This window comes from Polynucleobacter sp. es-MAR-4, from assembly GCF_018882055.1.
GTDB lineage: Bacteria > Pseudomonadota > Gammaproteobacteria > Burkholderiales > Burkholderiaceae > Polynucleobacter.
The window spans coordinates 459,938-479,378 of sequence record NZ_JACVPF010000002.1 but is presented as its reverse complement, the minus strand read 5'-3'; the positions used below and the strand labels follow the sequence as shown (position 1 = coordinate 479,378).

17 protein-coding genes and 2 pseudogenes are annotated in these 19,441 nt (G+C 46.9%); 11 read left to right on the top strand and 8 right to left on the bottom strand.

Features of this window, described 5'->3' with window-relative positions; translation table 11 throughout:
* Positions 1–34 precede the first annotated feature (34 nt).
* Entirely contained in the window at positions 35–802 is a 768-nt protein-coding gene (locus ICN16_RS08510) for a fumarylacetoacetate hydrolase family protein (RefSeq protein ID WP_216136549.1), read from the bottom strand.
* 55 nt (positions 803–857) lie between these two features.
* On the opposite strand from ICN16_RS08510, the gene ICN16_RS08505 reads away from it, so the two are divergent.
* The gene (locus tag ICN16_RS08505) at positions 858–1,793 is read left to right on the top strand and encodes a glycine/sarcosine/betaine reductase selenoprotein B family protein (protein ID WP_216136546.1); all 936 of its coding nucleotides are present in this window, start codon (positions 858–860) and stop codon (positions 1,791–1,793) included.
* On the opposite strand, the gene ICN16_RS08500 is transcribed toward ICN16_RS08505, so the two are convergent.
* Complete coding sequence (locus tag ICN16_RS08500; RefSeq protein WP_216136541.1) at positions 1,790–2,794, bottom strand: polyprenyl synthetase family protein; 1,005 nt, start codon at positions 2,792–2,794, stop codon at positions 1,790–1,792. The two genes, ICN16_RS08505 and ICN16_RS08500, sit on opposite strands and share 4 nt — an antisense overlap.
* A 75-nt stretch (positions 2,795–2,869) precedes the next feature.
* Here ICN16_RS08500 and rplU point away from each other — a divergent pair, with 75 nt between their 5' ends.
* From rplU to proB, 4 genes and pseudogenes are all read left to right on the top strand, one after another.
* Entirely contained in the window at positions 2,870–3,181 is a 312-nt protein-coding gene (gene rplU / locus ICN16_RS08495; RefSeq protein ID WP_041484800.1) for a 50S ribosomal protein L21, read from the top strand.
* 33 nt (positions 3,182–3,214) lie between these two features.
* On the top strand, positions 3,215–3,475 hold the full coding sequence (gene rpmA / locus ICN16_RS08490) for a 50S ribosomal protein L27 (protein ID WP_215328605.1): 261 nt from the start codon (positions 3,215–3,217) through the stop codon (positions 3,473–3,475).
* An 87-nt stretch (positions 3,476–3,562) separates the two neighbouring features.
* Positions 3,563–4,657, top strand: coding sequence for a GTPase ObgE (gene obgE, locus ICN16_RS08485; protein ID WP_216136538.1), 1,095 nt, complete (start codon positions 3,563–3,565; stop codon positions 4,655–4,657).
* A gap of 29 nt (positions 4,658–4,686) precedes the next feature.
* A pseudogene (gene proB / locus ICN16_RS08480) lies at positions 4,687–5,463 on the top strand (glutamate 5-kinase); the annotation flags it as partial.
* A 32-nt stretch (positions 5,464–5,495) separates the two neighbouring features.
* Here proB and ICN16_RS08475 read toward each other — a convergent pair.
* Both ICN16_RS08475 and ICN16_RS08470 read right to left on the bottom strand, forming a co-directional pair.
* The gene (locus ICN16_RS08475) at positions 5,496–6,065 is read right to left on the bottom strand and encodes a CNP1-like family protein (RefSeq protein WP_255533705.1); all 570 of its coding nucleotides are present in this window, start codon (positions 6,063–6,065) and stop codon (positions 5,496–5,498) included.
* Positions 6,062–6,658 (bottom strand): RNA pyrophosphohydrolase, encoded by a 597-nt coding sequence (locus ICN16_RS08470; RefSeq protein WP_216136533.1) that lies wholly within the window; start codon positions 6,656–6,658, stop codon positions 6,062–6,064. Before ICN16_RS08470 ends, ICN16_RS08475 begins: the two co-directional genes overlap by 4 nt.
* 50 nt (positions 6,659–6,708) lie before the next feature.
* On the opposite strand from ICN16_RS08470, the gene ICN16_RS08465 reads away from it, so the two are divergent.
* Entirely contained in the window at positions 6,709–8,451 is a 1,743-nt protein-coding gene (locus tag ICN16_RS08465; protein ID WP_216136532.1) for a proline--tRNA ligase, read from the top strand.
* 19 nt (positions 8,452–8,470) lie between these two features.
* Here the strand turns inward: ICN16_RS08465 and ffh are convergent, their stop codons facing one another.
* Positions 8,471–9,853 (bottom strand): signal recognition particle protein, encoded by a 1,383-nt coding sequence (gene ffh, locus ICN16_RS08460; RefSeq protein ID WP_215376715.1) that lies wholly within the window; start codon positions 9,851–9,853, stop codon positions 8,471–8,473.
* 20 nt (positions 9,854–9,873) lie between these two features.
* Here ffh and ICN16_RS08455 point away from each other — a divergent pair, with 20 nt between their 5' ends.
* From ICN16_RS08455 to ICN16_RS08435, 5 genes are all read left to right on the top strand, one after another.
* A complete protein-coding gene (locus ICN16_RS08455; protein WP_215376718.1) occupies positions 9,874–10,722 on the top strand; it encodes an inner membrane protein YpjD in 849 nt (282 codons plus the stop codon).
* Positions 10,679–11,542 (top strand): 1,6-anhydro-N-acetylmuramyl-L-alanine amidase AmpD, encoded by an 864-nt coding sequence (ampD, locus tag ICN16_RS08450; RefSeq protein WP_370625624.1) that lies wholly within the window; start codon positions 10,679–10,681, stop codon positions 11,540–11,542. Before ICN16_RS08455 ends, ampD begins: the two co-directional genes overlap by 44 nt.
* A gap of 274 nt (positions 11,543–11,816) precedes the next feature.
* On the top strand, positions 11,817–14,783 hold the full coding sequence (locus tag ICN16_RS08445; RefSeq protein ID WP_216136531.1) for a ribonucleoside-diphosphate reductase subunit alpha: 2,967 nt from the start codon (positions 11,817–11,819) through the stop codon (positions 14,781–14,783).
* A gap of 45 nt (positions 14,784–14,828) precedes the next feature.
* Complete coding sequence (locus tag ICN16_RS08440; protein ID WP_216136530.1) at positions 14,829–16,013, top strand: ribonucleotide-diphosphate reductase subunit beta; 1,185 nt, start codon at positions 14,829–14,831, stop codon at positions 16,011–16,013.
* 334 nt (positions 16,014–16,347) lie between these two features.
* Entirely contained in the window at positions 16,348–16,659 is a 312-nt protein-coding gene (locus tag ICN16_RS08435) for a histone H1-like repetitive region-containing protein (protein ID WP_216136529.1), read from the top strand.
* 203 nt (positions 16,660–16,862) lie between these two features.
* On the opposite strand, the gene ICN16_RS08430 is transcribed toward ICN16_RS08435, so the two are convergent.
* The 3 genes and pseudogenes from ICN16_RS08430 to prmA form a co-directional block, all read right to left on the bottom strand.
* Entirely contained in the window at positions 16,863–17,822 is a 960-nt protein-coding gene (locus ICN16_RS08430) for a carbohydrate kinase family protein (protein WP_216136528.1), read from the bottom strand.
* Between the two features lie 57 nt (positions 17,823–17,879).
* Positions 17,880–18,479 carry a DUF3426 domain-containing protein gene (locus ICN16_RS09890; protein ID WP_255533729.1) on the bottom strand — a complete coding sequence of 200 codons (600 nt, stop codon included), beginning with the start codon at positions 18,477–18,479 and terminating at the stop codon, positions 17,880–17,882.
* Positions 18,480–18,506: 27 nt separating this feature from the next.
* A pseudogene (gene prmA / locus ICN16_RS09885) lies at positions 18,507–19,427 on the bottom strand (50S ribosomal protein L11 methyltransferase); the annotation flags it as partial.
* Positions 19,428–19,441 lie beyond the last annotated feature (14 nt).

The window sequence follows — 19,441 nt, the reverse complement described above, 5'->3', positions numbered from 1 at the left end:
TGAAGCTTTCGTTTTAAATCAACTGTTCAGGTAATTATTCAAAACGATTATCTAGGCGTCCAACCCCATCAATGATGATGCTGACATTGCTGCCGGGCTTCATAGAGCCAACGCCAACAGAAGTGCCGCAAGCGATGATGTCGCCAGCTTGCAGTGGTACATCCTGAGAAATTAAGCTGACCAATTTTGCTGGCGGGAAAATCATGTCGGCGATGGGGTAGTTCTGACGCTCTTGATCGTTCAAGATCGTTTTAATAGTGAGCTTGCTTGGGTCTACATCGGTAGTGATGTAAGGGCCAAAGACGCCAAAGGTATTGAAACTCTTGGAACGCGTCCATTGTGCGTATCCAGGATCGCGATTCAAAATCTCAATAGCAGTGACATCATTAATACAGGTATAGCCAAAAATTGCAGCAGCTGCTTGAGCTTCGTCAACCTCATGACACGCTTTGCCAATGACAATGCCGAGCTCTCCTTCGTAAACGACTTTTCCAGAATATGACTTTGGAGTGCGAATGGTTTGATTGGCTGCCAGGAAAGAATTATTGCCTTTCAGAAAATACAAAGGTTCTACTGGCACGGCATGCTCAAGTTTTGTGACTAGCGCATGAAAGTTATCCACCATAGCAACCATCTTAGATGGGGTGCATGGGATATCGAGCGTGACATCGGATAGCTTTAATGTTTCGCCAGTGGCTTGAGGATTATTAAATAAATCGCCAGTGAACACGGCAATCAGATCGCCCTGTACTTGACCTAAACCAGATTTGCCTTGATGTTGAAATCTGAGCCATTGAGCCATAATGAATTCTCCTGATAATTAAATTTGATAAGCAATATCTTACAGGGATGGACTGATGACCAAGAATTCTGAATTGCTATTTGCACCCGAAATAGATCAGCCGGTTCGCTACATTGAGCGCACCCGTAATTACTATCTAGGTTTGGGGTATGAAACACCCTATGTTTGGGCGCATTACATTAATGTGCCGTTTACCCCACTGCAAAAGCCACTTAATCAATCAACCCTCGGTTTAGTGACTACTGCCGTCCCCTTTGATGCGAGTAAAGGTCCGCAAGGACCGGGCGCACCCTACAATGCGGCTGCTAAGTTTTATGATCCCTATACACGTTCGATTGATGCAGATGTGGACTTGCGTATTGCCCATGTCGGGATTGATAGGCGCAATGCCAATATGCAGGATAGTAATTGCTGGTTTCCATTGGATGCGGCGAAACGGGCTGCTGCAAGTGGGCGTATTCAATCCCTAGCTAAGCATTTTTATGGACTACCAACCAATCGTAGTCAACGTCATACCCTAGAGATTGATGCACCCTTGATCCTCGGCAAGATGCGCGCAGATCATGTTGACGTTGCTGTACTGATTCCGAATTGCCCAATCTGTCATCAAAGTCAAAGTTTGTTGGCGCGCTATCTAGAGGCTGCCGGCATCCCAACAGTCATCATGGGCGCAGCGAAAGATATTGTGGAGTATTGCGGTGTACCACGTCTGCTCTTTAGTGACTTTCCGCTAGGCAACGCGGCTGCACTCCCCAATAATTTGCAATCGCAAGACTCCAATTTTGAATTGGCTCTGCGTTTGCTTGAGGGTGCACCCGGACCGCGCACAACAGTGCAGTCGCCTTTAGTGTGGGCTTCAGACCCTGCTTGGAAATTGGACTATTCCAATTTAGAAAAGCTTAGCGCACAAGAGATCGAACGCCTGCGTGATGAGGCTGAGAAAGCGCGCATTACTGCGCGCGATATCAGAGTAAAAAGTGTTGGCGCTTAAGTTTGCCGAGACAAAGAGTATTTGCACAAGGCATGTAGAGCTGTTGTCGCCTCATTTTGAGGAAAGTCTTTGAGGCATTCGAGGGCGAGATCAACCTCTCGTTTTGCAGCGGCTTGGGTGTAATCCAAGGCGCCAGAATTTTGGACTGCATTCAGAATCTGTTGAAAGACATCATCGGGCAAATCTTGATTTTGTTCGATTGCTGCTCGAACTAATAAGCGTTCTTCTGTGCTGCCATTTTCAAGAAGATAAATGAGTGGCAGCGTCGGCTTTCCTTCCCTCAAATCATCGCCGGCATTTTTTCCCATTTGGGATGCATCAGCGGTGTAATCCAAAAGGTCATCCATTAATTGGAAGGCGGTGCCAATATGGCGTCCAAAAGCGGCAGATTGTTCCCGTTGCTTGGCATCAGTGCCAGCCAAAATTGCCCCAAGCTCGGTGGATGCTTCAAATAACTTGGCGGTTTTATAGCGAATCACCTGCAAATAGCTCTCTTCGTCTACTTCAGGGTCGTTCATGTTGAGGAGTTGCAAAACCTCCCCCTCGGCAATCGTATTGGTTGCATCAGACAGGATTTCCATTACCCGCAGATCATTGGGGCCCACCATCATCTGAAAGGCCCTGGAATACAGAAAATCGCCTACCAGCACACTTGCAGCATTGCCAAAAGCGGCATTCGCAGTCTCGCGACCCCTTCTCAGAGTGGATTCATCGACAACATCGTCATGGAGTAGGGTGGCTGTGTGGATAAATTCCACCACGGCTGCCAGCTCTAGGGCATGAGGAGTTTCTCTACCATTGGCTAAGGCCTTGCTAACTAGCAGCAAAAGGGCTGGTCGAACCCGTTTTCCACCTGCTTGGATGATGTAAGTCGAGATTTGGTCAATTAAAGCCACTTTTGAGGCTAAGCGTAGGCGAATAACCTCATCTAAGGCCTTGAAATCTAAGGCAATTGGGGCCAAAATTTGGCTTAATTCATTGATTTTGACAGTGCTCGTCATGCAAGATATAATAATCGGCTTAGCTCATCCAGGGTGGATTAGCTTAAATGTAGATATTAATTGAGGTTTCAAACCATGTACGCGGTCATAAAAACCGGTGGCAAACAGTATAAAGTTGCTGCAGGCGAAAAATTGAAAATAGAACAGATACCAGCGGAAATCGGCAGCGAAATCACTCTTGACCAAGTCTTAGCCGTAGGCGAAGGCGCTTCACTCAAATTGGGTGATCCATTGGTTAATGGTGCAGCTGTGATGGCCACTGTCGTCTCCCAGGGACGTCACGATAAAGTGACAATCTTTAAGATGCGCCGTCGCAAGCATTATCAAAAGCACCAAGGCCATCGTCAGAATTACACAGAAATTCTGATTAACACGATTAAAGCCTAATTTAGGCTAACGGCTAAATAGCAGGAGAAAGATATGGCACAGAAAAAAGGCGGCGGCTCGACACGAAATGGCCGCGACTCAGAATCGAAACGCTTAGGCGTTAAAGTTTTTGGCGGCGAGCAAATCAACGCTGGCAGCATCATCATTCGTCAACGTGGTACACGAGTACATCCGGGTATGAACGTTGGTATTGGTAAAGATCACACTTTGTTTGCCTTAATTGACGGACAAGTGGAATTTGGCGTTAAGGGTGCTTTGAAGAAGGCCCAGGTTTCAGTTCTCCCGCGTTCATAAGACGCCTGACTGAGACACGTTTGATTCAGATTTATTCCGAATTTAACTCTTAGGAACAGGCCTCGCTAAGCGAGGCCTTTTTTATTCATGAAATTTATAGACGAAGCTCGTATTGAAGTCATAGCTGGCCAAGGTGGCGCCGGGAGTGCCTCCATGCGCCGCGAAAAGTTTATCGAATTCGGTGGACCCGATGGTGGTGATGGCGGTAAAGGCGGAAGCGTTTGGGCTACTGCTGACCGCAATATCAACACCTTGATTGACTATCGCTACGCTAAAACGCACACCGCAAAAAATGGTGAGCCTGGCCGTGGCGCTGATTGTTATGGTCGCGCAGGCGATGATATCGAGTTGCGTATGCCAGTTGGCACCATCATTTCTGATTATGAAACTGGTGAGCCGATTGCCGACTTAACTACCCATGGCGAGCGTCTTTGCTTAGCCCAAGGTGGCGTTGGTGGTTGGGGAAATATTCACTTTAAGAGTAGTACAAACCGCGCTCCTCGCCAAAAGACAAATGGCAAAGAGGGTGAGCGTCGTAAGCTCAAGCTCGAATTAAAAGTATTGGCTGACGTTGGTTTGTTGGGTATGCCCAATGCAGGTAAATCGACTTTGATTACCGCTGTATCTAATGCGCGCCCAAAGATTGCAGACTATCCATTTACAACGCTGCACCCGAATTTAGGTGTGGTACGCGTAGGTGCTGAGCGTAGCTTTGTGATTGCTGATATCCCAGGATTGATTGAGGGTGCTGCGGAGGGTGCTGGCTTGGGTCACCGCTTCTTAAGACACTTGCAACGTACAGGCGTGCTCTTGCATTTAGTCGACATTGCACCATTTGATGACAACATTGATCCAGTGGCAGATGCTGTAGCCATCGTGAATGAATTACGTAAGTACGATGAAGCTCTGGTTGAAAAACCACGCTGGTTAGTGCTAAACAAAGTGGATATGATTCCCGAGGAAGATCGCAAAAAAGTAGTTGCAGACTTTATTAAGCGGTTTAAGTGGAAGGGCCCTGTATTTGAGATCTCTGCTTTAACAGGTTTGGGTTGCGATAAGCTGTGCTACTCATTGCAAGATTATCTAGACTCTATTCGTAAGGATAGGGATGATGAGGATGAGCGCGCTGCTGACCCACGTTATCAAGAGCAAACTCAACCAGAAGATAAAGCCCCAGATTAATCAACAGTCATTTGAGCACCGCATTTGATATGAACACTCAGAAAGCGAAGCGAATCGTAGTGAAGGTAGGCTCAAGCCTAGTCACCAATAATGGTGAGGGTTTGGACCGTGCTGCAATTGGTATGTGGGCTGAACAAATGGCTGCGTTATTAGCTGCTGGACACGAAGTGCTAATGGTAAGTTCGGGCGCGATTGCTGAGGGCATGCAACGTCTAGGCTGGGCTAAGCGCCCGACAGAAATTCATCAGCTACAAGCTGCAGCTGCTGTTGGTCAAATGGGTTTGGTACAGGTTTACGAAAGTTGTTTTGCGCGCTTTAATTTACGTAGTGCCCAAGTGTTGTTGACTAATGCTGATTTAGCGCATGCAGAACGTAATGCAAATGCCAAAGCAACTTTGGATACTTTGCTAAAACTCGGCGTTGTTCCAATCATCAATGAAAACGATACCGTAGTTACTGATGAAATTAAATTTGGTGACAACGATAGCTTGGCTGCTTTAGTGACCAATTTAATTCATGCAGATTTACTGGTGATCTTGACCGATCAAGGCGGCTTATTTACAGCCGATCCACGACAAGATACTTCCGCTATTTTGTTGAGTGATGCTACTGCTGGTGATCCTGCTTTAGAAAAAATGGCTGGGGGTGCTGCTAGTGAACTCAGCAAGGGAGGCATGCTGACCAAAGTATTGGCTGCGAAAGTTGCCGCTCAAACAGGCGCTGCAACTGTCATTGCCTCTGGGCGAGAGCCTCAGGTTCTCACGCGCTTAATGAGTGGCGAAAAAATCGGTACCCGCCTGACCGCTGCTTAAGTTTTAAAACTCAAACAATACTTACTTTAATTAATTACGCCAAACGAGTTGGTAGGTTTTGTGCCGCCAGTAAACCCATTTGGGTTTAGCGATTGAATGATGTTTTTGATGTTCTTCTCTTGTGAGTTGAAGTTACAGAATGCGCCTTGCGCTAATGCAGCTTGGTAGCGATTTGGTACGTGAGTTTGGATAGTTCTCCAACTTGAGAGTGGATTTTCTTTCCAAACACCGTTTTCAAATGTCCCATATAGACGCCACTGATATGAATCACAACGAATACCTTCATATTGAGCTTGGCTGTTGCCATTGGGACTCGTCAAAATAACGATATATCTAGTAATACCATCGTTACCAATCAAAATAGAGTCGGTGTCCACAGCGAACTTAAAAATAGTTTGCTGTGAGACATAAAAAGGTTGAATAGTTGCTTTATTGGGGGGATTCAGAGGCATTGCTGTCGCACCCTCTTTGAAGACCATCGGCGCAAAAGGATCAACCCCGCTTTCCAGGGGATCACCTGCACATCCTGCTAGGGCTAAGCTGAGAACTAGGCCAAGAGTTGAAAGTCGAAGACTGGAATTAGAGAGTTTCATCATGGCTTATCAGTGGGTTTTGCTTCTTTGGACTCATCTTCATCGCCCCCATACAGGGATTGAAATAGGTCTAGCGGGGATCCCCAGGCAAGCTGCTGCATGCGCATGCCGCGGGACAAATAGCGTGCAAGCTCAGAAAGGGCTAATTGATAGACCTCGCGCTTGAAATCAATGACGGAATCGAGTTGAATCCAAAAAGGTACCCAGCGCCAAGCATCAAATTCAGGATGTTCTGAAGCGCGCAGATGAATATCGCTGTCTAAACCCACCAAACGCAGCAAAAACCAGATTTGTTTTTGGCCGCGATAGCTGGCCCGATGAGTTTTAGAGGCATGTTGACGACGCAAGAACTCCTCCGGGACGTCATAACGAAGCCAGTCCCTGGTTCGTCCAATAATTTGGACATGTTCCGGCAGCAAGCCAACTTCCTCATGCAATTCGCGGTACATGGCTTGCTCTGGGCTCTCACCATGCTGAATCCCGCCCTGCGGGAACTGCCACGAATGCTGCCCAACGCGTTTTCCCCAGAAAACCTCGTTATGGCTATTGAGGAGGACTATGCCGACATTGGGTCGATACCCTTCACGGTCAAGCATGAGATCGTGCCTCAAATCCTTTAAAATCAATGATTTGATTATATCCATACATGAAAGCTTCACAGTCATTTCTCGCCACGCTAAAAGAAGCCCCCTCTGACGCTGAGGTGGTTTCGCACAAGCTCATGGTGCGCGCCGGTTTAATTCGCAAGCTGAGCGCTGGCATCTACAACTATTTGCCTTTGGGTTTGAAGTCTATTCGCAAGGTTGAGAACATCATCCGTGAGGAAATGAATCGCGCAGGTGCAATTGAATTACTCATGCCCATGATTCAGCCTGCCGAGTTATGGCAAGAGACGGGTCGCTGGGAAAAGATGGGGCCAGAGTTACTCCGCATCAAAGATCGTCATGATCGTGACTTTTTAATTCAGCCAACCTCTGAAGAGGTGGTGACTGATTTGGCGCGCAATGAAATCAAGAGCTACAAACAGTTGCCGGTGAACTTCTATCAAATTCAGACGAAGTTCCGTGATGAGCGCCGACCACGTTTTGGAATCATGCGTGGGCGCGAGTTCAGTATGAAGGATGCTTATTCATTCGATCGTGATACCGAGGGATTGAAGAAGTCTTACCAAATCATGTTTGATGCTTACACCCGCATCTTCAAGCGCATGGGCTTGAAGTTCCGTGCAGTAACGGCTGACAACGGAGCTATTGGTGGATCAGGCAGTCAAGAGTTCCACGTCATTGCAGATACCGGTGAAGATGCGATTGTGTATTGCCCCAACTCAGATTACGCTGCCAATTTAGAGGCTGCTGAGTCAGCCTCATTAATTGCGGTACGTGGTGTTGCAACGCAAGCAATGACAAAACTTGCGACGCCAAATCAAACAAATTGTGTAGAGGTTGCCAAGTTTTTAAAATTGCCACTAGAGCAGACTGTGAAGTCCTTACTATTTGCTGCCGATCAGGAAGCTGGCCCAGCTAAATTATTTATGGTGCTAGTGCGTGGTGATCATGAGCTCAATGAGATCAAGGCTAGCAAGATTCCTGGAATGGCAGAGTCACGCTTTGCTAGTGAAGCCGAAATCAAACAAGCCTGTAATGCACCAGCAGGTTATTTAGGCCCCGTTGGAATTGCTGCAGATGTGACTGTAGTCGCAGATCGTACCGTTGCCAATATGGCTGATTTTGTATGCGGTGCGAATGATGCTGGTCATCACTTAACCGGTGTGAACTGGGGTCGTGATTTACCAGAGCCTTTGGTAATGGATTTGCGTAATGCTGTCATTGGCGATCCCTCGCCTGATGGTAAAGGTGTTGTGGATATTTGTCGTGGCATTGAAGTGGGCCATGTATTTCAGTTGGGTACACGCTATTCCGAGGCAATGGGTTGCACTTACTTAGATCAGCAAGGCAAAGCGCAGCCCATGGTGATGGGTTGTTACGGCATCGGTGTAACGCGTTTGCTTGGCGCTGCAATTGAGCAGGGCAATGATGAGCGTGGCATTATTTGGCCGATTTCGATGGCGCCATTTGAAGTGGTGATCTGTCCAATGGGCTACGATAAATCAGAAGCTGTGAAAGCGGCTGCCGATCAGTTGCATGATGAGTTGCTTGCTGCTGGGGTGGATGTAGTGCTGGATGATCGTGGCGAAAGACCGGGCGCCATGTTTGCTGACTGGGAATTGATCGGCGTTCCATTCCGCGTAGTGATCGGTGATCGTGGTTTGGCAGATGCTCAAGTGGAATTTAAAGGCCGTACTGATGCTGAATCAGAGAATATTCCACTGCCGGAAATTAAAGCAAAAGTGATTGCTGCGGTTGATGCGGCTAAGAAACTCGTTTCTTAAACTGATCCGTTTTTAACTATTATTTTTTGAAGAGTCCGCCAATACCCTTGGCGGCTCCTTTGGCTGCCATGGATGCCATGGTGCGCGCCATTTTGCCGCCCTTAAACTGCTTCATCATAGTTTGCATTTGCTCAAACTGCGCCAGCAGACGATTAACTTCTTGAACCTCGACGCCTGCACCAGCTGCAATGCGACGTTTGCGAGTTGCTTTTAGTAACTCCGGTTTCGCACGCTCTTTTGGTGTCATGCTATCGATAATGCCGCGCATGCGCCGTGTTTGTTTATCAGCCGCACTTAAATTGGTTTTGGAGGCTGCTTGCGCCATGTGATTTGGTAGCTTATCCATCAAGCTAGCCATACCTCCCATTTGCTGCATCTGCGCCAGTTGATCTCGGAAGTCGCCTAAATCAAATCCACCTTTAGAAATCTTAGTCGCCAGTTTCTCTGCTTTAGCAACGTCGACATTTTGTTGGGCTTGCTCAACTAAGGCAAGAATATCGCCCATACCCAAAATACGGTTTGCCATGCGGTCGGCATCGAATGCTTCAAGGCCGTCCATTTTTTCGGCAACACCAATGAACTTGAGCGGCACACCGGTAACTTGGCGTACTGACAGCGCAGCACCACCACGTGAATCACCATCTAACTTAGTGAGGATGACACCAGTGAGCGGGAGTGCTTCATGGAATGCTTTGGCTGTGTTGACAGCGTCTTGACCCAACATGGCATCAACCACAAACAGTGTTTCAACCGGATTGAGATTGGCATGCAAGGTTTTGATTTCTTGCATGAGCGCCTCATCAATACCAAGACGACCGGCTGTGTCGACTAAGAGCACATCAAAATAATGACGACGCGCCCAATCAAGGGCAGCAGCGGCAATTTCACTGGGTTTTTGATTGATATTGCTTGGGAAGAATTCAGCGCCAACTTGTTTGCTGACAGTTTCTAGTTGCTCTATAGCTGCAGGGCGATATACGTCACAAGAAACTGTGAGGACTTTCTTTTTCTTTTTTTCTTGCAGAAACTTGGCCAACTTACCTACTGAGGTAGTTTTACCTGCGCCCTGTAAGCCCGCCATCAAGATTACTGCTGGAGGTTGAGTAGCTAAGTTGAGTTCGCCACTTTGAGAAGTGTCCCCACGCATGACCTGGGCTAATTCACGCTGTACTACTCCGACTAGTGCTTGGCCTGGGCTCAGGCTTCCAACCACTTCTTCGCCAAGGGCTTTAAATTTAATTTGCTCAAGTAAAGACTTCACCACGGGAAGCGCAACATCGGCCTCCAGTAAGGCTAGGCGGATCTCTCGTAGCATTTCTGCTGTATTGGCTTCGGTCAGGCGAGCTTGACCCCGCATTGTTTTAACAACGCGAGATAGGCGGTCGGTGAGATTCTCTAGCATTTATCGATTAGACTTTCCAGATGGATATTTTAGGTTACTCAGGCTCTGGATGGCTTCCATCTGCACTTTATTTGCTTCTTTTGGTCTTTTTAAGTTTGCGACCTAAGGGGAAGATTGAGTCCCCGGCTTTTACAGGCCTGGTTCAGGCCTTCATTCTCTTGATTTTGTTGGTGCACGGGATCGTGTTGCACGACTCGGTCTTTACGCCTGAAGGGTTTGTGTTTGGTTTCGCCCAGGATCTTTCTCTGATTGCTTGGGTTGGCCTTGCCTTTTATTGGTTTCAGTCTTGGTTTTTGCCAATTTCTAGCTTGCGCTGGCTGGTTTTGTGTTTTGCGCTGATCTGTTCGGTATTGCCCGCCATTTTCTCTGGCACCCTGATTTCTCCAAAGGCTGTCTCTGACCCTTGGTTTAAGGGGCACTTTATTGTTGCCACTATCTCAGTGGGATTATTGAGTTTGGCTGCAATGCACGCCATGTTGATGAGTATTCAGGATCGAGCATTGCATCGTCAGCTGGCGATCATCCCAAACAGTCGAGTAGCCCACTGGTTGGAAGATTTGCCGCCCTTGATGACAATGGAAAGCCTGCTTTTTAATTTGCTTTATGTGGGCGTGGCACTGTTGAGTTTGACCGTGTTTTCCGGCCTACTCTTTTCCCAAACCTTATTTGGTAAGCCGCTAGTTTTTGACCATAAGACTATTTTTGCTCTGATTTCCTGGGTTTTGTTTTCTGGACTCCTGATCGCCCGTTGGCGTGTCGGCTTACGAGGCCGCGTCGCTGTGCGTTGGGTCTTGAGTGCTTATACCGCCTTGCTCCTAGCCTACGTTGGCAGCAGATTTGTTTTGGAAGTCATTCTTCAGAGAGCATGACGTTTTGATTAAGTGGCTTCTACTATTTGCTGGCGCAGGCGCCTTGTACCTTTGGATAAAAGGGAAAAAACAAACGAAGCTCAATAAAGATGAGGCTGCCAAGATCAAGGCTGAGCGAAGTAAAGCTGCTGAGTCAGAAGTGATTGTTCAGTGCACCCATTGTTCAGTGCACCTTCCAAAGTCTGAGGCAATCAAGCGAGAGGATCGCTTCTATTGCTCGCAACAGCACCTCAACAGTATGGATGATCGCGGCTGGCTGGGTTCTGCTGCCTGGCGAATCTCACCCAATCAAGACGCTCGACCAGTGGGCATTGCGCCAGATTTGGTGGTGATTCATCACATTAGCCTACCGCCGAGCGGTTTTGTGGACGGAAATTCCACCGAATTTATTGTGGATTTTTTTCTGAATAAGTTAGATTCTTCATTACACCCTTACTTTGAAGAGATTGCGGATCAAAAGGTATCAAGTCATTTCTTGATTTCACGCAGTGGTGAGGTGTATCAGTTTGTCTCCACTCAAAACAAAGCCTGGCATGCTGGCGTTTCATCCTTCATGGGTCGTGAAAAGTGCAATGATTTCTCCATTGGGATCGAGTTAGAAGGCGATAGTGAGCATCCTTTTGAGGATATTCAATATTTGGTTCTCGCTAAATTAAGCGCTCAACTCAATGCCACCTACCCGAATCTTCACTTTGCCGGGCACAGCGATATTGCCCCAGGAAGAAAGGCTGACCCAGGCGTGCAATTTGATTGGAAAAGGTTTCAGAGTAAAAACAACATTCCCGTCGAAAAATTACCGTTTGGTTTAGACCCGCGTTAGGTCTCTAAATTAGTATGTGAGCACACGCTCACTTTCTTGCCCTTTGGCTAAAAAGGGCTGCAAAAATTGCACCAAAATGAGCCCTAATTTATTGAAAATATAGGGAAAAATACTTATAAATATTCGTCAGAAATATCTTACTAAATTCCGAATATTTCCCTATACTTAGTATCAAATGCACTTCGAGACACTAGATGTAGTGTTTGAATACAGCAATACCCTATTGTTTTTTAACGATTTTTTGTCCAAATAACTATATAAAAGCAGGAAAAATATGACATATGCCAACCCCCAGACAGCAGGACAGACTGCAGGCACAAATAATCCAGGAATGAACCCCTCCGAAGCCATGAACCAAGCCCCTTCTGCTGGCTTTGTTGCTGGCGGTGTTGGCGGTGGTCAAGCAACCCAATTATCTGATTACAAAATCATTCGCCGTAATGGTTCGGTGGTGGCGTTTGAGCCATCCAAGATCGCGATCGCGGTTACTAAAGCATTTTTAGCGGTTAATGGTGGTCAAGGCGCGGCTTCTGCACGCGTTCGTGAGCAAGTAGAGCAATTAACCCACGCAGTAGTGCGCGCCTTGTTGCGCAGCCGCCCAAACGGTGGCACTTTCCATATTGAAGATATTCAAGACCAGGTTGAGTTGGCATTGATGCGTAGTGGTGAGCACAACGTTGCTCGTGCCTATGTTCTGTATCGCGAGAAGCGCAATCAAGAGCGTGCAACACAGCAAGGCATTACTCAAGAGACGCAAGCTGCAACTCAAGTTGGTGAGTCTGGTATCAAGGTAACTGACAACGGTGTAGAGAAGTGGTTGGATATGGCCGCTTTGCGCACTATTATTGGCGCGGCATGCGAAGGTCTTGGCAACAATATTGATGCAAGCCCAATCATCACTGAAACCATCAAGAATTTGTACGATGGCGTACCAATGGCTCAGGTGTATGACTCAGCAATTTTGGCATCACGTACATTGATTGAAAAAGATCCCGCGTACAGTCAAGTCACTGCACGCATCTTAATGCACGTGATTCGTAAAGAAATTTTAGGTCGCGAAGTATTGCAAGGCGATATGCAAGCGGAATACAGCACTTACTTTGCTAAGTATATTAACGAAGGTATTTCTGCTGAGCTCTTAGATCCGCGTATGCGTGAGTTTGACCTGCCACGTCTGGCTGCCGCTTTGAATGCTAGCCGTGACTTGCAGTTCAACTACCTCGGTCTGCAAACTTTGTATGACCGCTACTTCTTGCATATTGAAGATCGTCGTATTGAAATGCCACAGGCTTTCTTTATGCGCGTTGCAATGGGCTTATCTTTGAATGAGTTAGATCGTGAGCGTCGTGCAATCGAGTTCTATGAAATCCTCTCTACATTTGATTTCATGTCCAGCACACCAACTTTGTTTAACTCAGCAACAACACGCCCACAGTTATCCAGCTGCTACTTAACGACAGTGGATGATGACCTTGATGGCATTTACGAAGCCTTGAAAGAGAATGCACTCCTATCCAAGTTTGCCGGTGGTTTGGGTAACGACTGGACAAACGTGCGTGCTTTGGGCAGTCACATCAAAGGCACTAACGGTAAGTCACAAGGTGTGGTCCCATTCTTAAAAGTGGTGAACGACACAGCGGTTGCTGTGAACCAAGGTGGTAAGCGTAAGGGTGCGGTTTGTGCGTACCTAGAAACATGGCACTTAGATATTGAAGAGTTCCTCGAGCTGCGTAAGAACACCGGCGATGATCGTCGCCGTACGCATGACATGAATACTTCGAACTGGATTCCAGATTTGTTCATGAAGCGCGTGATGGAGGGTGGTGAGTGGACATTGTTCTCGCCTTCAAATACACCAGACTTGCATGACAAATTCGGCAAGGCATTTGAAGAGGCTTATGTTGCCTATGAGAAAAAAGCGGATGCTGGCGACTTGAAACCATTCCGTCGTATTCCTGCGCAACAATTGTGGCGCAAGATGTTGGGCATGTTGTTTGAAACTGGTCACCCATGGATCACATTTAAAGATCCATGCAACATTCGCAGCCCACAACAACACATCGGCGTAGTTCACTCTTCTAACTTGTGCACAGAAATTACCCTGAACACAAACGAGAGCGAAATCGCAGTATGTAACTTGGGTTCTGTGAACTTGACAGCACACATGACTACCGATGCTTCCGGCAAGATGATTTTGGATCACGAGAAGCTCCAGAAAACAATTCGCACTGCAATGCGCATGTTGGATAACGTGATTGATATCAACTACTACGCTGTTGCTAAAGCGCGTAATTCCAACTTGAAGCATCGTCCAGTGGGTATGGGCATTATGGGCTTCCAGGATTGCTTGCATATGCAGCGTATTCCGTATGCTAGTGATGAGGCAGTGAAGTTTGCAGATTCTTCAATGGAGGCAGTGTGCTATTACGCCTACCAAGCATCTAATGAGTTGGCTGAAGAGCGCGGCGTTTACAGCACATACAAAGGATCTTTGTGGGATCGCGGCATTCTTCCGCAAGACTCAGTTGCATTGTTGGCAGCAGAGCGTGGTGGCTACCTTGAAGTAGATGGCTCTTCCACAATGAATTGGGATGGCTTGCGTGCCCGCATCAAGCAGCACGGCATGCGCAACTCCAACTGTGTGGCGATCGCACCAACTGCAACAATTTCTAATATTATTGGTGTGTCAGCTTGTATCGAGCCAACTTTCCAGAACTTGTTTGTGAAATCCAACCTTTCAGGTGAGTTCACCGTAGTAAACGAGTACTTGGTTCGTGATTTGAAAGATCGTGGCCTCTGGGATGAAGTCATGATTGCTGACTTGAAGTACTTTGATGGCACTTTGTCCAAGATTGACCGTGTTCCACAAGACTTACGTGACTTATATGCCACGGCATTCGAAGTGGAGCCAAGTTGGCTGGTTGAAGCTGCCTCACGTCGTCAGAAGTGGATTGACCAGGCGCAGTCACTCAATATTTACATGGGTGGCGCATCCGGTAAGAAATTGGATGACACTTACAAGTTGGCATGGTTGCGCGGTTTGAAGACTACTTATTACCTCCGCACAATGGCTGCAACACACGTTGAGAAGTCTACTGTTGCAAGCGGCCAGCTAAATGCAGTGTCTAGTGGTGGTGGTGTGAATGGTACGGATGCATCAGCAGCACAGGAATTAGATGGTCCTGCCTGCACAATGCGCCCGGGTGACGCTGGATTTGAAGAATGTGAAGCATGTCAGTAAGCTATTTGCTAACTGATCTAGAAAAATAAGAATTAGGAGAGAGTTATGTTGAATTGGGAAGAAGAAGTTGCACCGGCACTAGCGAAAGCAGGTCTCGCGCAGCAACCAGTTGTGGCTGAGCCGCAACGCCCACAAGCTGACGAGGTCGCAATTGCACCTCAAGTTGCGGCACCTGCAGCAACTGCGAGTGCAGCTTTATCTGGTGGCGCAGCTTTGCGCGTCAATGCCGCCGATAAGCGTGTGATTAATGCCAAGACTGACGTAAATCAGTTGGTTCCATTTAAATATAAGTGGGCTTGGGAGAAATACCTCGCTGGTTGCGCAAACCATTGGATGCCGCAAGAGATCAATATGAATCGCGATATCGCGCTTTGGAAAGATCCGAATGGCTTAACCGAAGATGAGCGTCGCATCATTAAGCGCAACCTTGGTTTCTTCACAACTGCGGATTCTTTGGCGGCCAACAACATTGTTTTGGGTACTTATCGCCATATTACTGCCCCAGAATGCCGTCAATATCTACTGCGCCAGGCATTTGAGGAGGCAATTCATACTCACGCCTACCAATATATTGTGGAATCTTTGGGCTTAGACCAGAGTGAAATCTTTAATGCGTACAACGAAATTGAGTCAATTCGCGCTAAAGATGAGTTCTTGATTCCTTACATTGACGTATTAACGAACCCTAATTTCAAAACTGGAACATTAGAAACTGACCAAACTTTGCTGAGATCACTCATTGTTTTTGCTTGCGTGATGGAAGGTTTGTTCTTTTATGTTGGTTTTACGCAAATACTTGCAATGGGTCGTCAAAACAAAATGACGGGTGCTGCTGAGCAGTATCAATACATCCTTCGCGATGAGTCAATGCACTGCAATTTTGGTATCGATTTGATTAACCAAATCAAGCTGGAGAACCCGCAGTTATGGACTTCTGCGTTCAAAGATGAGATCAAAGCGATCTTCGAAAAAGCAGTCGAATTAGAGTACCGTTATGCAGAGGATACGATGCCTCGCGGAGTACTCGGATTGAATGCGCCGATGTTCAAAGGTTACCTAAGATACATCTGTAATCGCAGATGTTTGCAAATAGGACTTGACGCGATGTTCCCAAATGAAGAGAATCCATTCCCATGGATGTCAGAAATGATTGATCTGAAAAAAGAGAGAAACTTTTTTGAGACACGCGTTATTGAGTATCAAACTGGCGGTGCGCTGAGTTGGGAATAAGTAGTGAATTAAAAAGCGCATGGCCGGCTAAATAGGAGATTAGACGGTTGGATAGTTTTAAAAGTCAGCAAAACCAGACTCAAATCCGAAAACCCTTGTCCAAGGGTGTCTGGGCTATTCTCTCTATTTTTTCCAGCAAATTTAAGAAGCCGTTGTCCTTTGGGGCCACGGCTTTTTTTCCAGGATTCATTAGCGTGCAGCACTTAGTATCAAGCCGCGCGCCGATGAATGGCTCGCTCGTCGGCTCCAATCGGTTGCAAAACCAGGCGGAAATGAATGGTCGGGTCTTCTTAATCGGTAGTTTGTATTAATCCTCACGTGAAGGAGCATTACTATGGCAATCGCCAAGAAAAAAGTTGCTGCAAAGAAACCAGCTGCGAAGAAAAAAGTAGCTGCTAAGAAGCCTGCTGCTAAAAAAGTAGCTGCTAAGAAGCCTGCTGCGAAGAAAAAAGTAGCTGCTAAGAAGCCTGCTGCTAAAAAAGTAGCTAAAAAGAAGCCAGCTGCTAAAAAAGTAGCTGCTAAAAAGCCAGCTGCTAAAAAAGTAGCTAAAAAGAAGCCAGCTGCTAAAAAAGTAGCTAAAAAAGCTGTTGCTAAGAAGCCTGCTGCTAAAAAAGCTGCAAAAAAGCGCGTAGCAAAAAAAAAGTAAGTAAGCCTGCTGCGAAGAAAGCGGGCAAAGCTGTAAAAAAGCCCGTGGCTAAGAAAGTTGCTGCTTCAACCACGTTGAATCCAGCTGCTGCCTGGCCCTTCCCAACTGGCACACGCCCATAAGCTCTGCTTGTAGACGTGTGAAGTTCAAAGGGATCTCTCACGAGATCCCTTTTTTATTGCTAATTTAGAAAATTGGTGGCTTTAGAGTGCAAATCCAAATGCGGATTTGAATTGACCGGCGATTTCATCTTTGCTCATTTGATGATTTTGTGGTCCCTGGTGGGTAATTTTGATTGAACCCATTAAGCTGGCTAATCGGCCAGTAGTTTCCCAGTCCATGCCATTTTCCAATCCAAATAGCAGTCCACCGCGGAATGCGTCACCGCAACCAGTCGGATCAACCACTTTTGCTGCTGGCACCGGCGGAATTGCGATACATTTGCCTTCAAAGTAGATATCCGCACCTTCAGCACCCTTGGTAACAATCAAAGCTTTCACTCTTTCGGCTACTTTTGCCAAGCTCAGACCTGTTCTTTGGGAGAGCATTTCGCCTTCGTAGTCATTCACGGCAAGGTAGCTTGCAATATCTACGAGTTCTAGCAGCTCTGGACCATTGAACATAGGCAAACCCTGGCCCGGATCAAATACAAATGGAATACCTGCTTCAGCCAGTTGATGGCAGTGCTCCCACATTCCTTGGCGACCATCTGGAGCAACGATGCCAAACTTGGCTGCGCCCTTGGCATTTTTGCTGCGTTCGGCAACCACAGTAGAAACTTGGTTTAGGTGGGATTCGCCCATTGCGCCAGGGTGAAAAGCAGTAATTTGATTATTAGCTTGATCGGTGGTGATCATTGCTTGAGCAGTGAATGACTGCTCAATTTGACGGATGTGCGTTGCATCAATATTCAGTTGCTTAAGGCGATCAAGATATGGGGCGGCATCACCGCCTACCGTTGCCATGATGATGGGGTCTCCACCAAGCAGGCTTAGGTTGTAAGCAATATTGCCTGCACAGCCACCAAATTCACGGCGCATTGTAGGGACTAGGAAGGCGACATTGAGAATATGAATCTGCTCCGGGAGGATTTGATCGGCAAATTTGCCTTCAAAGTTCATGATGGTGTCGTAAGCGATAGAACCGCAGATCAAGCTGGCCATAAATAATTACTTTCTAATAAAAATCAATTGGAATGAGGGTGCAGTAGATTTTGAAGTCTACTTTTCAGGGTAAAAAACTCGCACGCGATAGCCTGCAGCATTTTGTGGGAGGGAAATTGGCAGTACAGAGTGAAAAATTTCACCAGAAGGTGCGCCTTGACGTAAAAAATCCGGATGCGACTCTTGCCAAGTGGCGGGCAACCATTCTTGCGGAGCAAATTGAATCGTTTTGATTTCCGTTTCTTCTGCATCAGTGAGTGAAATTTCTAAATTTGGGAATAAAACAGGAAGCGCAAGGCGATTTTGTATTTCAACTTGAAGTACAGATTGATTTAAAACGTTTTTAAGGCCCTCTCGCGCATTTTCAGGTGAAAGGGTGACCGAAGTTATTTTCCAAGCAGCAAAATCGCTTACAGCGCGATTTACGCACCCTAGTGCGCGACACAATTGCTCATCTAACTTCTGTAAAAGAGAAAAACTTCTTGTTGCAATCGCAGAAGAGCTGCCGTCAACACGTGTTGCTAAGGTTGGCAGTAGAGAATTTCTAGAAAGATGCTCGCCAAAAATAATGAGCAAGAGGAAAAAAAGACCAAGAAGGATTAATTTAGGACTTTTTTTTTGAGCCGGCGCCGAAGTGTCTGTGTTTTTGACGTTCATGCTGGCTTTATCGCCTTGCGCAGGTAGCGTGCCATGCAAGCAGACCCAGCCTTCACTTTCCTTCCAAACAGAAAGAGTTAGCCACTGGCTGTACGTTTCAATAACCTCCTCTGCTTGGCGAGCAAGTACGCCTGAGAGAACAATTTTTCCCCCTGGACGCATCTTGTTTACCAAGGCAGGCGCTAAAACCTGCAGTGGATTGGCCAAAATATTAGCCATCACGATGTCGTATTTGGTTTCTGCGGCGAGTTCCGGTGCATTTTCATTGGGCAGAACAAAACGAATGGTCGTATTGTTGATTTCTGCATTGCTGCGTGCGGCAACCATGGCTTGTGGATCAATATCGGTACCAACAACCGGTTTACATCCCAGTTTTGCAGCTGCTATAGCCAGAATTCCAGAGCCGCAGCCGTAATCGAGCAAACTTTGATTTGCAAGTTGTGTATTTTGCTCAAGCCAAAGTAGGCAAAGATGCGTGGTTGGATGGCTGCCAGTGCCAAATGCCAGGCCTGGATCTACTGCTAAGCAAATTGCATTCGGGTCAGTAGGCGCTTCATGCCAAGAGGGCACCACCCAAATACGCTCACCAATTTGAATTGGGGCAAATTGACTTTGGGTTAAGCGAACCCAATCTTGCTCTTCAACTATCTTTTCTTGCGGGGCTGGAAGATTGAATCCCACGTCCTTGAGGGATGCGAGGAGCTCAGGGATGAAGCTCACTGCATCCGAATCATCAATCTCTGGATTAAAAAGCGCAGTTACTGAAGAGCGATCCCAAGCTTGAACTTCAGGTGAGAGTCCTGGCTCGCCATACAGTGGGTTTTCATCGTAACCACCCGCAGCATCGTCTTCAACGGTAACGGAGAGTGCGCCTAGTTCCAGCAGGGCATCGCCCAAAGGTTCTGCGATCTCTGCAGGTACCGTGAAAACGAGCTCACGATAGGACATGTTGACTCCAAACG